This window comes from Profundibacter sp. (assembly GCF_965277155.1).
Taxonomy (GTDB): domain Bacteria; phylum Pseudomonadota; class Alphaproteobacteria; order Rhodobacterales; family Rhodobacteraceae; genus Profundibacter.
In genome coordinates this window covers 1-13,927 of record NZ_CBDIBV010000011.1, presented here as the reverse complement: position 1 = coordinate 13,927, position 13,927 = coordinate 1, and the positions used below count along the sequence as shown (strand labels likewise).

Here is a 13,927-nt window from a genome sequence, read left to right as displayed (position 1 = left end):
GCTTGACTCATGCCCCCCTGCTGCCTAGGTTCCGCCCAACTGTCCGAGGGGGCCTTTTTGCCATGTCTGACGCACCTGATCCAAACCGGCTGAGTGAGCTGGAGCAGCGGATTGAAGCGGCCAAGAAAGCGCAAGAGCCGGAGCCCAAGGAAGTATCGAAGATATCCCAAGCGCAACATGCGTGGCGGATGATCGTCGAGCTAACTGTCGGTATCGGTATCGGCGTTGGCATTGGATACGGGCTGGATGTGCTGTTTGGCACGATGCCGTGGTTTCTGGTGCCGTTTACATTGTTAGGGTTCGCGGCGGGTATCAACGTGATGTTAAAAACTGCCAAAGAGCTACAGGAAGAAAACGCGGCGGATGACGCCGGGATGGACGAGGGAAAGTGACATGGCAGCTGAAGAACAAGCCGAGGGCATGCAATTTCATCCGATGGAGCAGTTTACTGTGGAGCCGCTGTTCGGTGGCGACACAATTCACTGGTATACGCCCACGAATGTTACCTTGTGGATGGCCCTTGCTGTTCTGGCCATCATCGGCCTGCTGGTTCTGGGCACACGCAAACGCGCGATTGTCCCCAGCCGCACACAGTCGGTTGCCGAGCTGGCCTATGGTTTTGTTCATTCGATGGTCGAGGATGTGGCCGGTAAAGAGGCGCTGAAATACTTTCCCTATATTATGACGCTGTTTATCTTTATCGTGTTCTCGAACTTTCTGGGCCTGATCCCGATGAGCTTTTCAACCACGTCCCAAATCGCGGTCACCGTTGTTCTGGCGATTTTGGTGTTCGTTTCCGTCACGCTTTTGGGGTTCTACCTGCACGGCATGAAATTCCTTGGTCTGTTCTGGGTCTCTGCAGCCCCGTTGCCGCTGCGCCCCGTGCTGGCCGTGATCGAGATCATTTCCTATTTCGTACGCCCTGTCAGCCATTCCATTCGTTTGGCCGGCAACGTCATGGCGGGTCACGCCGTGATCGAGGTTTTCGCGACCTTTGCAGGCGCGATCCTGATTGCCCCGCTGGCGATGGTCGGCATCGTTGCGATGTTCGGCATGGATGTGCTGGTGGCCTTCATTCAGGCCTATGTGTTCACTATTCTGACTTGTGTCTATCTAAAGGATGCGTTGCATCCCAGCCACTAGTCAGCCCGACAATTCACTAATTACAAGCCAAATTCCAACGTAAGGAGAATACACTATGGAAGGCGATATCGTAGAAATGGGTAAATTCATCGGTGCAGGTCTGGCCACAATCGGTATGGGCGGCGCTGCTATCGGTGTTGGCTCGATCGTGGGCAACTTTTTGTCCGGCGCCCTGCGCAACCCTTCGGCCGCTGGCGGCCAGACAGCTATGCTTTTCATCGGCATCGCATTTGCCGAGGCTTTCGGGATTTTCTCGTTCCTCGTTGCACTGCTGCTGATGTTTGCTGTTTAAGCCTAAAGAACCAATCCTTACGGTCGGTGCGTCCCGATGCGGGCGCACCGATGTAAACAAAGGTTCCTAGGAGGACGACGACATGGCAACAGACGCTACAGAAGCCGTTGGCCAAATGGCGGAGCACGGGGCCGAAGCCTCGGGTATGCCGCAGCTGGACTTCAGCACCTTTCCCAACCAGATATTCTGGTTGCTGGTCACGCTGGTCGTGATCTACCTCGTCCTGTCGCGGGTGGTTCTGCCGCGTGTAGGTTCGGTTCTGTCCGAACGCCAAGGGACGATTACGAATGACCTTGCCGCAGCAGAAGAGCTGAAGCAACAGGCTGTTGAAGCCGAAAAAGCCTATAACAAGGCGCTGGCCGATGCGCGGGCTGAATCGCAAAAGATTGCCGCCGAAGCCAAGGCCGAAATTCAAGCCGAGCTGGACATTGCGATCAGCAAGGCCGACGCCGAAATCGCCGCCAAATCTGCCGAGGCAGAAACCGCGATTGCCGAAATCCGGAAAGGCTCGGTTGCTAGCGTGAAAAAGGTGGCTGCCGATACCGCAAAAGAGATTGTGGCCTCTATGGGCATCAAAGCCGACGCTAAATCGGTGACCGCTGCGGTTACTGCACGGATGAAAGGGTAGGGACATGAAAAAACTTACAGTTCTATTTGCCCTTGTCGCATCACCGGCACTTGCTGCCGAAGGCCCGTTCTTTAGCCTGCGCAACCCGGAATTCGTTGTTCTGATCGGGTTTATCCTGTTTCTGGCGCTGGTTGCCTATTTGAAGGTGCCCGGTCTGATTGGCGGGATGCTGGATAAGCGGGCCGAAGGCATCAAATCGGATCTGGACGAAGCTAAAGCCCTGCGCGAAGAAGCGCAGACGATCCTTGCATCTTATGAGCGCAAGCAAAAAGAAGTGCAGGAACAGGCCGACCGCATCGTCGAAGCCGCCAAGGCCGAAGCCGAGATTGCGGCAACACAAGCCAAGGAAGACCTGAAAGCCTCGATCGCGCGCCGTCTGGCGGCTGCGGACGAGCAGATCACCTCGGCACAGGCCTCGGCCGTGAAAGAAGTGCGTGACAGCGCGATTGCGGTTGCAGTTGCGGCGGCAGAAGATGTGATTGCCAAGAAGCTGACAGCAGCAGACGGCAATACGCTGATCGAGGACGCCATCAAGGATGTGGCTGCGAAGCTGCATTGATTTGACAAGCGGTGGGCGAACCTGTGGCCAAGGCCACAGAACCGCCCACCCTACTATGTGATTTGAAAACCCGGCCCTTTGTGGTCGGGTTTTTTTGTTTTCTAACAACTTGCCTCGCCAATCCTTTTCTATTACCCAAACCTTGCTGCCCTTCATCGGGCGGTATGTTCTCAGGGCGGGGTGAAATTCCCCACCGGCGGTAAATCACTGATGTGAAAGCCCGCGAGCGCCCCCGATCAAAAGGGGGGTCAGCAGATCCGGTGAGACTCCGGAGCCGACGGTTAAAGTCCGGATGGAAGAGAGCGGGATTTGGGCCGTGCCGCTGTGCGCGCCCGTAATGTCCTGTTTTGCCTTGGGTCTTGTGCGCAAAGGGAAAGGGACGACGCCATGACTCATACACTGACCACAGGCCGCAGCACGGCCGTTACGGGGGCCGTCTGGATGATGACGGCGGGCCTGTTGTTTGCTATCGATAATACACTGGTGCAGATGCTGACCATGCAACAGGGGCAGGCACCGACCACGGTTGCCTTTTGGCAATATGCCATTGCCCTGATGTTTAGCTTTCCGTGGGTTGTGATGCGCTTTCGCAGCGGCGTGTTTTCCAAACGCTGGCCGATGCATATTTTCCGCGTGGTGCTGGCGGCGGCCGGTGTGCAGATGTGGGTTTCGGGGCTGGCCTATGTGCCGATCTGGCAGGCGATTGCGCTGATCATGACCTCGCCATTCTTTGTCACCATCGGCGCGCGGCTGATGCTGGGCGAAAGCGTCGGGGTGGAGCGTTGGGCGGCCGTGTTTGTCGGTTTCATCGGTGGCATGATCATCCTGTCGCCGTGGTCGGATGCTTTTAGCTGGGCTGCAATGCTGCCGGTGGGGGCGTCGTTACTTTGGGCGATGTCATCACTTGTCACCAAGGTTCTGACCCGCACGGAAACACCGGATTCGCTGACCTTGTATCTGCTGTTGCTACTTACCCCGATTAACGCGGTGCTGGCGGCGAAAAGCGGCTTTGTCCTTACCACCCCGGATTCGATGTTGCTGATCGTGGTAACGGGGGTTTTAACGGCGGCTGCCAATTATGTTCTGGTCAAAGCCTACAGTGTGGCCGATGCCGCCTATCTGCAACCGTTCGACCATGTAAAACTGCCGTTCAATGTGCTGCTGGGCTGGGCTGTGTTCGGCTTCTTGCCCGCTGGTGCCATGTGGATCGGCACCTTCCTGATCGTCGGCGCATCTCTCTATCTGTTGGGCCGCGAAGCAAGGGGATAACCCTCTCCTTCTTCTTGCCCAAAATACCTGCGCCGCAGGCATCCTACCCGCGCGTCTGTTCCTGTTGCAGGCGCAGGCGCGCAACGGCTTCGTTATGGTCGGCCTTTTGCTGATCGCTCAGGGCGGCGCCAACGTAGTCCAGATGCGCCTCGATTGCGGCACGGGTGCCTGCCGGGTCGCGGGCCTGCAATGCGTCGTTGATGGCACGGTGCTGGTCCAGCAGGGCGCTGCGGGTGGTGCGCTGCTTGAACATCACCTTGCGGTTATAAAACACCCCTTCGCGCAGCAGATCGAACATGGAACGCATCATATGCAGCATGATCACGTTGTGGCTGGCCTCGACAATCGCCAGATGGAATTCGGCGTCCAGAGCGGCCTCTTCGGCTGAATTGCGTTTGGGGTGGGCAGCCTCCATTTTCAGGAAGATCTGGTTGATCACCTGTAAATCGGTGTCTGATCCAAGGCGCGCGGCGCGCTCACCCGCCAGCCCTTCCATATCGCGGCGAAAATCGAGGTAGTCGAACACCGCTTCGTCATGGGTGGCGAACAGTTGCGAAAGTGCTGGTGGGAAGGTGCTGCCCAAGGCGTCCGATACAAAAATGCCCGCGCCCGCACGGCTTTCCAGAAGTCCACGGGTTTGCAGATCTGCAACGGCTTCGCGCAGGGACGGGCGGGAAACACCCATCTTGTCACTAAGTTCGCGTTCTGATGGCAAGCGTTCGCCAGGGCGCAGGATTCCGCGCAGGATCAGCTGTTCAATCTGGCGCACCACGGATTGGGACAGCTTCTCGGACTGGACAGGTTGAAAGGGCATACGGCATCCTTTGAAAACTGGTTAAGCATATGATTGCAATACAGCAAGGACAACAAAAAAGGCCAGACGCAATGGTCTGGCCTTTGATTAATTTTCAGGAATCGCGGGTTAGCGAACCGGACGGATCACGATTTCTACGCGCCGGTTCTGATGGCGGCCTTCTGGTGTCAGATTTGTTGCGATTGGTTCATCTTCGCCTCGACCGATTGCGCGTACCCGCGACTGTGCCACACCCGAATTGATCAATACAGATGCAACCGCGCGGGCGCGACGGGTTGACAGGTTCTGGTTATAGGATGCCGCGCCGGTGTCGTCGGTGTGACCGAAAACATCAACCGTAGAGTTCGGGTATTTCTGCAGGCTTGCCGCCAGCTTGCCAAGGTCGCTGCGCAGATCGGGGCGCACATAGGTGCTGTCCACATCAAACAGGATATCCTGCGGCATGGTCACGATCAAGCGGTCGCCAGCGTTTACGATTTTGACATCGCCGCTCATGGAACCGCGCAGTTCTTCGGCTTGCTTGTCCAGCTCGTTGCCGATGATGGCCCCGACGCCGGCGCCAATGGCGGCCCCCACAACCGCGTTTTTGACGCGATCATTGCCGCTTTCGCGGGTGGCGCCCAACAGGGCACCCAGACCTGCGCCAATCAACGCACCGTTCTGGGCGCGTGTGTTGCCGTTTTTGGGTTCGGGACCGGGATCCATACAGCCAGCCAAGGCAAAGCTGCCCGCGGCCAGTAGAATTACAGGTGTTTTGAATTTCATGGTATCTGCCTCACTCAATATTGCCGTTCTTTGACGGGTCACACATACTATATTGGGCGTTGTTATCGAATATCAACCACCGGAATAGGCCAGAAACCGCCAAATCAGGCGGATTCCGATCGTATCCCTTCCCATACCTTGATCTGGAACGGGGCGCCGATCAGGTGCAGGTTGGCCTGCCCCGATTGCCCGAAGGCGGAATTGACCCACACGGCCAGCGGTGCTGCATCCTGAATGAACGTGGCTTTGGGCCAGCGTGATTGCATATCCACCATCGCCGCATCGCGCCCCGTTTCGGCAACAAAGGCCAGTCCGCACAATCCCTTGCCTGTGCCCATTGCCAGCGCTTCGCCAAAGGGGCTGTCGAACCAGCCATAGCGGATGGCCAACCCGTCGCCCCTGCGGGCAAATTCACCGGGGCTCATCGCCTCCCATCGCAGGAACAGATCGTGCAGGCGGCTGCTGCCGGACAGGCCGACGGTATCGGCCGCTTGCAGGGTGGTGAAATGGTCATGCAGCAGGGTTTTGGCATAGCCCAGCGTCAGATATTGTTGCAGGCGTTTGGGGGACGTGCCGACCCAGCGGGAAAAGACGCGTTGGAAGTGGGCGGGGCTCATTTGCAATTCGCCGGCCAACTGTTCCAGCGACAGGTTGCGCCCGCCTGCGGCATCAATGGTTTCAATGGCGCGTTTGATCACGCCGTAGTGGTAATCGTTTTCCATGATGCAAAGATGGCGCATCACGGCGCGTAGGTCGATCCGTTTCTTGCGCATCCCTTTAACAGAGGGCATACCGTCGGCATGGCAAAACAGATGAAATACCTGACCATCAAGGAAGTGTTCCGCCGGTTCCATGAACTGGAGCCGGAACCCAAAGGTGAATTGCACCACACCAATGCCTATACACTGACCGTTGCGGTGGCCCTTTCGGCGCAGGCAACGGATGCGGGTGTGAACAAAGCCACGCGTGATTTGTTCAAGATCGCGGATACGCCGCAAAAGATGCTGGCGCTGGGGTTGGATGGTCTGATCGAATATATCAAAACCATCGGGCTGTTTCGGCAAAAGGCCAAGAACGTTATCAAGATGAGCCAGCTTCTGGTTGATGAATTCGATGGCGAAGTGCCAAGTTCCCGCGCGGCATTGATGAGCCTGCCGGGGGTGGGTCGAAAAACTGCCAATGTGGTTTTGAACATGTGGTTCCATATGCCAACGCAGGCGGTGGACACCCATATTTTCCGGCTTGGCAATCGCACCGGCATTGCGCCCGGAAAAGATGTGGATGCGGTGGAACGCGCTATTGAAGACAACATCCCTGCCGAGTATCAGCTACACGCGCACCACTGGCTGATCCTGCATGGCCGCTATGTGTGCAAGGCACGCAAACCTGTGTGTGCCAATTGTATAATTCGTGATATCTGCCCCTTTGAGGAAAAGACCTTATGACCAAAAAATACCAGATTGTCGGCATCGGTAACGCGATGGTGGATGTGCTTGCCCATGCCGAGGACAGTTTCCTGTCCGATAATGGCATTGAAAAAGGGATCATGCAGTTGATCGACATGGAACGTGCCGTCGAGCTGTATGGAAAAATCGGCCCCGCAACTGAAATTTCCGGTGGTTCGGCCGCCAATACGATCGCCGGCGCCGCCCATCTGGGTGCGCGCACGGCCTATGTCGGCAAGGTCAAGGATGACCAGTTGGGCGGGATTTTCGCCCACGATCTGCGCTCGCAGGGGGTGGATTACGAAACCGTCTTTGCTGGCAAGGACGCAGTTCAGGAAACGGGGCGCTGCATTGTGATTGTGTCGCCCTGTGGCGAGCGGTCGATGAACACCTATCTGGGTGTGACCGAATTTCTGGAGCCATCCGATATTGACGAAACCCAAATGGCCCAGGCGGAATGGATTTATCTGGAAGGATATCGTTTTGACGGGCCGGACAGCCATGAGGCATTCGCCAAGGCGAACAAGGCCTGCAAGGCGGCGGGTGGCAAGGTGTCTTTGACTTTGTCGGATCCGTTCTGCGTTGAGCGCCACCGCGATGCGTTCCGCGAGATGATCAAGTCGGACGTAGATTTGTTGTTCTGCAACCGCGCCGAGATGCTGTCGATGTATCAAACCGAGGATTTTAACACTGCACTGGATCAGGCCGCCGCCGAGGTCGAGATCGTCGCCTGTACCGATTCCGATCAGGGCGCACATATCCTGTCAGGCGGGCAACGCTGGCACGCACCGGCCGTGCCGACAGACATTGTGGATGCCACCGGCGCGGGTGATCTGTTTGCGGGGGCTTTCCTGTGGGGGCTGGTGAACGGCCATGATCTGGAAACGAGCGGCAACATGGGCTGCATCGCGGCCTCCGAGGTGATCAGCCATATTGGTGCACGCACCGAAGTAGATTTGACCGAGGTGTTCAAGGCCAAGGGGCTGATTTCCTAACCCTTCGGCCCCAGTTTTGCGTGCACTTCGTCCAGATCAATTTCGCCGGTGGGCATTTTGTTGTTCGGGTCATGCACATCGTATTTGAACAGGTTGAAATCGCGTTTGTAGATTTCATAGACCAGATGCAGCGACAGATCGTCGAAATAATCGGCAATCGGGTGGGCGCGTTTGGGGCCGTGGCCTTCGGATTCATTGAACCGCGGAATTTCGGTCAGGTTGACGGGGTGTCGGGTTTCGATTGAATCCAGCACCTTTTGCATCCCGTCATTGAAGGTCTCGACAGGGAAAATGTGGTCATACTGCCCGCCGTTCATGATGAAGGTCGAGACATGGCCCGACATGGCCGACCAGTGGATGTCGGGGTCCATCGGACTGCGCCAGCGGATGGTGTCGCGGGCAAACAGCAAAAAACGCCGGAACGATTTGATCTGGTCAAACTCGAACCCGGTTTCCGGATCACCCACTTCGATCCCGTATTTCTGGATCAGCAGCGGCACCAGTTTACCGCGATAGCGTTTACCGTTGCGCTGGATGCCACAGATTTTGTCAAAGAACGAACTGAGGATCCGCCCGTAAGGGTTGCGCACACAGGTAAAGGCAGGGGATTTGTGGTTCAGCACATTTGCCTCGATCACCGGCTGGCTGTCCTCGATCCCCCATTTGTGGATTTTGCTTTTGGCGTCATGGATGTCGCCATCGAAGAATTCTCCGTGGTCGGAATAATACATGATTTGCCCAATGGTCGAGCAGGCACATTTGGGGACAACACGATAAACGACACTTTCGCTTTCTGTCATCCAGACTCCGGGAAAACCCATAATATTCACTCGCCTTTAATTATTTGTCGCGCCGCAAAATGTGACCCAAGGACAATTGCGCCTAAAAAAGCAAATAAACGCTGTATATTCAACGGCCATTCGCGTTATTTAGGGATGATAAGCGGTTTTTCGGGGTTGCGGTTCAACAAATGGCAAAGGGGCTGACCCAGATAACTACTTCAAGTAACGCTTAACCCATTGTCTTAGCTGCAATAACTGAGCTGAAGGGTCACTGTTGTTGAAACGCCACTCGCATTCCTTCAAATATAGCCCAAATTGGGCCTTGGGGACACCGTTAAATCGGCGCATGTGGCGCTTGGCTTGGTTCCAGAAATTCTCGATGCCATTGATGTGGTTGTGACGGTCTGCAAAGAGCTTGGAATGGTTGATGCGAAAGTGGTGGAAGTCTGACACATCCAGCACATTATAACCGCGCCAACAATCGGAATAGACGATGGAATCCGGCACGACTTTGCGCTCTATGATCGGGATCAGAGTGGCGGATTTGGCGTCCGGGATGATCTTGGTGTAAACCTTCCCACCCCTTTTTAATATACCAAAAACGGGAATTTTACCTGCCGCACCACGCCCGCGTTTACCTTTGCGTTTGCCGCCAAAGTAGCTTTCGTCCACTTCTATTTCTCCGCCGAACATAGCTTGGCTTTCCGCCTCCAGCTCATAGGCGATTATCTCGCGCAGGCGTAGAAAATAAAACGCTGCGGTCTTGCGGTTTACACCACACAAACTGGCTGCTGTTCGTGCTGTCGATCCCGAAACAAAATGCTCCGTAAGACGGTCTTGCTTGTAGTGGCTCAGGCGACTCTTTCTCATGCTTCCCATCATAACCTCTTTTTAGGTTATCTGGGTCAGCCCCATGGCAAAAATTGCCTTTATTCTATTATGTCACAAAGACCCGGATGCGATCATAAAGCAGGCCGAACGGTTAACTGCGGCTGGTGATTTCATGGCGATTCACTTTGATGCGCGTGCGAATCCGGCCAGCTTTGAAATGATCAAGGATGCGCTGGGCGACAATCCCAATGTGACCTTTGCCAAGAAGCGGATCAAATGCGGCTGGGGGGCGTGGTCACTGGTGCAGGCCACGTTGAACGCGGTCGAAGCGGCGGTTGACGCATTCCCGCGGGCGACGCATTTCTACATGCTGTCGGGGGATTGCATGCCGATCAAATCGGCCAGCTATGTGCATGATTTTCTGGACAATGACGATGTGGACTACATCGAAAGCTTTGATTACTTCGAAAGCAACTGGATCAAAACCGGCTGGAAAGAAGAGCGCCTGATCTATCGCCATTTCTTTAACGAACGCACCCAGCCAAAGCGGTTTTATGGCTCTTTCAAACTACAGGGAACCTCTAAAAATCCCCCAAAATCCGGCCTGACGGGGTAGAATCGTCATCAGGATGAAAATGATTCGACCGACGGGGTTTTGTCATGGGTCAGATGGGATTTTTTGATCTTTCCAGCCGATACGCGGGACTGGACAAATCTGGTGATCCGCTGGTGTTGCTCAACGACATGGTGCCGTTCGAGGATTACCGGGACGAGCTGAAGGCCATATGGCGCACGCCGCCCGAACAGCGCAAATCCAACGCTGGCCGCCCGCCTTGGGATGAGGTGCTGATATTCAAGACGATGGTTTTGCAGCAGCTCTACAACCTCTCTGACGATCAGATCGAGTATCAGATCCGCGACCGCCTGTCGTTCATGCGGTTTCTCGGCCTTGGCATTGAAGACAGCGTACCTGACGCCAAGACCATCTGGGCCTACCGTGAAAGGCTGGCCGGGGCCGGGAAGATGAAGGAGCTGTTTGACAAGTTCGATGCCTTTCTGCGCGAAAAGGGCTATCTGGCGATGGGCGGGCAGATTGTTGATGCGAGCATCGTTCCGGCGCCGCGCCAGCACAACAAAAGGGACGAGAACGAGAAAATCAAGGCGGGCGAAACGCCTGAAGAGTGGGAGGAAAAACCCCACAAGAAGCGCCAGAAGGACGTGGATGCGCGCTGGACGAAGAAGCACGGCAAGAGCTATTACGGCTACAAGAACCACATCAATGTCGACCGGCGGCACAAATTCATCCGCGCTTATGATGTCACCGATGCCGCCGTGCATGACAGCCAGGCGCTTGCCGGTCTGATTGATGCGAGCAACACCTCATCGGACCTGTGGGCCGACAGCGCCTATCGCTCGCAAAAGATCGAAAGCGAGCTGGAAGAGCGGGGGCTTCACAGCCATATCCATCACAAGGGCAGGCGCGGCAAGCCGCTTGGCGAGCGCCAGCAAAAGGCCAACCGGAGGCGCTCGAAAGTGCGGGTCCGGGTCGAGCATGTATTCGCTTTTCAGGAGCGCTCCATGGGCGGCAAGCTGATCCGCTCCATCGGCCTGAAGCGGGCGCGATTTCGCATCGGGATGATGAACCTGGTCTACAACATGAAGCGCTTCGTCCAGTTCGAATGCGGCCTGGCGGCGCCGGGATAAGGGTTCATGGGGTGAGGTGTGCCTGAAATACCCAAAACCGGCTTGAAACCGGTGAAAATGGGTTTATGATCCGAAGCAATCAGGCGGGACAGGCGAAAAACCGTCCACCCCGCCGCGAAGAAGGCGAAAACGGGAATTTACAGAGGTTCCCAAAGCAGGGCACTGTCCCACTGTTAGGCGATGTTTGCGTAACATACGTCGCCCCGCCATCCGTGGTTTCCAATGATTCACCGGCACCGGCCTGACCAATCTGGGTGGACGTCAATCCATCTGCCGGGCCCTCGATCGCAGTAACAGGGCTGCCATCATCGAAGGATACAAAACTAAGCACCGCACCATTGCTAACCAATGCAACAGCCCCCAGTTTATGGAGCCCGTCGAAGGTGCCCGATGTTGCCGTGTCGATGACATAAACATCTTTGCCCGCAATGGTATTCACCACAGCGCCCAGTGTATTCGTCGAACGAACAGTACCATCAGGATTATAGATGATGACAGGTTGTGTCTCGAAAGTGGTGGAAATTGATTTCAGGCACCTCCGAGCGGGTTGAGTTATGCGCCGGTCAGGCGGCTTGGTCAAGGGTTGCGTCGGCGACGGGCTGAGCGAGCGTTTCCCAGCCATCGACCTTTCGCATGACGATCTGCCCCGAGGCCATCAGAGCCCAAAGCAGCATCGGCACGGTCTCGGCGCATGGCAGCACGGTCTGGGTCTTGATGCGGCGGCGGAATTCCTCGTTCAGGCGTTCGATCGCATTTGTCGTTCTGGCCGATTTCCACTGGCCTTGTGGCAGACGCGTGAAGGTGAAAAGCTTATCTCCTGCTTCTTCCAAGCTGTCAGCGACGGCCTTGCATTTCAGCCGCCATTTTCGCAGAAATGCCTTGCGGCGGGTGGCGATTTCCTCGGGTGTTTTGGCGTAGATCATGTCGCGGTAATCTTCTGTCAACTCATCATGCATACGCTTGGGTGCCTTGGCCAGAAGGTTGCGGTGCTTGTGCACCGTGCACCTCTGGATCGGCAGATCTTCACCCCAGAGGGCAATGAGAGCGACCTCAAGTCCCGGTGCCCCGTCCACGATGACAAATTCGGGCCGTTTCAACCCGCGCGCATCCAGATCGTTGATGAACTGACGCCAGGCGGAGGTGCTTTCGCCGCCCATGTTCATCAGTGATAACAAGACCTTCTGCCCATCCCGGCGCACGCCAATCGCGGCCAGAACCGAGATATTGGTGGCCTTCCTGTCAATCCGCGTTTTGATCACGGTGCCGTCCAGGATCAGCCGCACGATGTCTTCATCCGCAAGGCTGCGGGCGCACCACGCCTGCCAGTCCACCTTCACCTTGCGCCAGGCGCGGCTCACCACATCCTTGCTGACCGCCCCCTGAAACAGGCCGAACAGGGCGCGTTTTACCCGCCGTGTGTTGGTGCCCGAAAGGTAGACAGCAGCGATCAGCGCCTCGGCCTTCTTCGTCAGCCGCTGGTAGCGGGGCAATGCCTTCGAGCGCCATTCTCTGGCCTTGCCGGCCTCGCCTGTGATCCGCGCACGCGGCACGCGCACCGTTTCGGTTCCAAATGTTCCGACCAGTTGCCGCTCGCGATGCCCGTGGCGGTATCCGGCCTTTGCCCCGCCGCTGCGGCCATACCGGCAACGGCCCAGAAACTGCTCCAGCTCCTCTTCGAAAACCGCCTCGATCGTCGCGCGGATGTTCTGGCGCAGCCGGTCTTCAATCGGGTCATAGCCTGCTTCATTGGCCAGTAGCGCGGATGTCGATGTTGCTGTATTCTTTGTCATGGCGTGATCTCCTTGGCGGTTCCAGCCGCCGGTTGGGTGGCTTCGATGCACCCGGAGATTACGCCGTCCTCGAATTTCCACCAAACTCGCGACACTACCCGTCGGAGACCAGCAGTATATCCGCGCCTTGTTCTGCTTTGGCTATGGCCGTTTGTCCTTAAGCGATTTCAAACTGGGAGAAACCCTGATCGACGATTACAGGGATGTCGATATCGAGGTTCGCGAAGGCGTGGAGGGTGATACACCCATAACACTGTATCCAAATCAGGTGCTCGAGGATCCAACCAGCATCGAGTTGACCCGCCCCTATCCGCGCGATGCTGCTGGTGAATATGTGCCCGGCGGCACCCCGATTGAAACCCCGATCCGGCGCTATACTGCGGTGGATACCGAAACGGCGTCGGTCATTCTGGCGTTCCCAAGCGGACTGTTCTGGGTGGATGACTCTGGCAAAGTGAATGTGGCATCGGTCGATATAAAAATCCGGCAGCGTCCGGTCGGTGCGACGGTCTGGCAGGATGTTGAAACACTGAAAATATCTGCTCGTGAAAGGTCCGGTTTTTTCAGGCAACACACATGGAAGCTGCCAGCGCGCGGTCGCTGGCAGATCGAGGTCACCAGAATGACACCGGAAACGACCTCTTCAAATGCCTCGACCCGATCCTACCTGTCGGCAATCCAGTCGATCCGCCCGGAATATCCGGTCAATTTTGACAAACCGGTTGCCCTTGTCGCCATGCGTATCAGGGCCACATATCAGTTGAATGGAGCGCTGGATAATTTCAATGCGCTTGTCCAGCGTTATGCGCGGGACTGGGATGGAACGGAATGGATGATAAATCTGTCCCGAAATCCTGCCACAGCCTATATTCAGGCGTTGACGGGGCCATCAAATCCCTATCCGGTTTCC

At 56.3% G+C, this 13,927-nt stretch carries 16 protein-coding genes, 2 pseudogenes and 1 riboswitch; of the genes and pseudogenes, 12 read left to right on the top strand and 6 right to left on the bottom strand.

What is annotated here, in order from left to right:
* The first annotated feature begins 62 nt into the window (after positions 1-62).
* From ACQY4M_RS12550 to ACQY4M_RS12525, 6 genes are all read left to right on the top strand, one after another.
* Positions 63-392 (top strand): AtpZ/AtpI family protein, encoded by a 330-nt coding sequence (locus ACQY4M_RS12550; protein ID WP_428544587.1) that lies wholly within the window; start codon positions 63-65, stop codon positions 390-392.
* A 1-nt stretch (position 393) separates the two neighbouring features.
* Positions 394-1,143 carry a F0F1 ATP synthase subunit A gene (locus ACQY4M_RS12545; protein WP_428544584.1) on the top strand — a complete coding sequence of 250 codons (750 nt, stop codon included), beginning with the start codon at positions 394-396 and terminating at the stop codon, positions 1,141-1,143.
* 55 nt (positions 1,144-1,198) lie between these two features.
* The gene (locus ACQY4M_RS12540; RefSeq protein WP_118943969.1) at positions 1,199-1,435 is read left to right on the top strand and encodes a F0F1 ATP synthase subunit C; all 237 of its coding nucleotides are present in this window, start codon (positions 1,199-1,201) and stop codon (positions 1,433-1,435) included.
* 82 nt (positions 1,436-1,517) lie between these two features.
* Positions 1,518-2,063, top strand: a complete 546-nt coding sequence (locus tag ACQY4M_RS12535) for a F0F1 ATP synthase subunit B' (RefSeq protein WP_428544580.1) — start codon at positions 1,518-1,520, stop codon at positions 2,061-2,063.
* A gap of 4 nt (positions 2,064-2,067) precedes the next feature.
* A complete protein-coding gene (locus ACQY4M_RS12530; protein WP_428544577.1) occupies positions 2,068-2,622 on the top strand; it encodes a F0F1 ATP synthase subunit B in 555 nt (184 codons plus the stop codon).
* Positions 2,623-2,784: 162 nt separating this feature from the next.
* Positions 2,785-2,930: riboswitch (FMN riboswitch) on the top strand.
* Between the two features lie 79 nt (positions 2,931-3,009).
* Entirely contained in the window at positions 3,010-3,891 is an 882-nt protein-coding gene (locus ACQY4M_RS12525) for a DMT family transporter (RefSeq protein ID WP_428544574.1), read from the top strand.
* A 43-nt stretch (positions 3,892-3,934) separates the two neighbouring features.
* On the opposite strand, the gene ACQY4M_RS12520 is transcribed toward ACQY4M_RS12525, so the two are convergent.
* The 3 genes and pseudogenes from ACQY4M_RS12520 to ACQY4M_RS12510 all read right to left on the bottom strand — a co-directional run.
* The gene (locus ACQY4M_RS12520) at positions 3,935-4,705 is read right to left on the bottom strand and encodes a FadR/GntR family transcriptional regulator (protein WP_428544571.1); all 771 of its coding nucleotides are present in this window, start codon (positions 4,703-4,705) and stop codon (positions 3,935-3,937) included.
* A 108-nt stretch (positions 4,706-4,813) separates the two neighbouring features.
* Entirely contained in the window at positions 4,814-5,470 is a 657-nt protein-coding gene (locus ACQY4M_RS12515; protein ID WP_428544568.1) for an OmpA family protein, read from the bottom strand.
* Between the two features lie 122 nt (positions 5,471-5,592).
* Positions 5,593-6,192: pseudogene (locus ACQY4M_RS12510) on the bottom strand (helix-turn-helix domain-containing protein); the annotation flags it as partial.
* A 78-nt stretch (positions 6,193-6,270) separates the two neighbouring features.
* Between ACQY4M_RS12510 and nth the strand changes: the two are divergent.
* Both nth and ACQY4M_RS12500 read left to right on the top strand, forming a co-directional pair.
* A complete protein-coding gene (nth, locus tag ACQY4M_RS12505; protein ID WP_428544565.1) occupies positions 6,271-6,915 on the top strand; it encodes an endonuclease III in 645 nt (214 codons plus the stop codon).
* Positions 6,912-7,910 (top strand): adenosine kinase, encoded by a 999-nt coding sequence (locus ACQY4M_RS12500; protein ID WP_428544562.1) that lies wholly within the window; start codon positions 6,912-6,914, stop codon positions 7,908-7,910. The genes nth and ACQY4M_RS12500 overlap by 4 nt, the downstream gene beginning before the upstream one ends.
* Here the strand turns inward: ACQY4M_RS12500 and ACQY4M_RS12495 are convergent.
* Together ACQY4M_RS12495 and ACQY4M_RS12490 are read right to left on the bottom strand one after the other, a co-directional pair.
* The gene (locus ACQY4M_RS12495; protein ID WP_428544559.1) at positions 7,907-8,731 is read right to left on the bottom strand and encodes a sulfotransferase family protein; all 825 of its coding nucleotides are present in this window, start codon (positions 8,729-8,731) and stop codon (positions 7,907-7,909) included. The two genes, ACQY4M_RS12500 and ACQY4M_RS12495, sit on opposite strands and share 4 nt — an antisense overlap.
* Positions 8,732-8,905: 174 nt before the next feature.
* Positions 8,906-9,562, bottom strand: coding sequence for an IS1595 family transposase (locus ACQY4M_RS12490; protein ID WP_428539609.1), 657 nt, complete (start codon positions 9,560-9,562; stop codon positions 8,906-8,908).
* Positions 9,563-9,605: 43 nt separating this feature from the next.
* On the opposite strand from ACQY4M_RS12490, the pseudogene ACQY4M_RS12485 reads away from it, so the two are divergent.
* The 3 genes and pseudogenes from ACQY4M_RS12485 to ACQY4M_RS12475 form a co-directional block, all read left to right on the top strand.
* A pseudogene (locus tag ACQY4M_RS12485) lies at positions 9,606-10,097 on the top strand (beta-1,6-N-acetylglucosaminyltransferase); the annotation flags it as partial.
* Between the two features lie 86 nt (positions 10,098-10,183).
* Positions 10,184-11,227 (top strand): IS5 family transposase, encoded by a 1,044-nt coding sequence (locus tag ACQY4M_RS12480; protein ID WP_428539227.1) that lies wholly within the window; start codon positions 10,184-10,186, stop codon positions 11,225-11,227.
* Positions 11,228-11,292: 65 nt separating this feature from the next.
* Positions 11,293-11,472, top strand: a complete 180-nt coding sequence (locus ACQY4M_RS12475) for a hypothetical protein (RefSeq protein ID WP_428544556.1) — start codon at positions 11,293-11,295, stop codon at positions 11,470-11,472.
* 318 nt (positions 11,473-11,790) lie between these two features.
* Here ACQY4M_RS12475 and ACQY4M_RS12470 read toward each other — a convergent pair whose 3' ends face one another.
* Positions 11,791-13,017: an IS256 family transposase gene (locus ACQY4M_RS12470; RefSeq protein WP_428539582.1), complete on the bottom strand. Its 1,227-nt coding sequence runs from the start codon at positions 13,015-13,017 to the stop codon at positions 11,791-11,793.
* A 151-nt stretch (positions 13,018-13,168) separates the two neighbouring features.
* On the opposite strand from ACQY4M_RS12470, the gene gpJ reads away from it, so the two are divergent.
* Positions 13,169-13,927: TipJ family phage tail tip protein (gene gpJ / locus ACQY4M_RS12465; RefSeq protein WP_428544553.1), on the top strand; the 759-nt coding region annotated here is incomplete at its 3' end.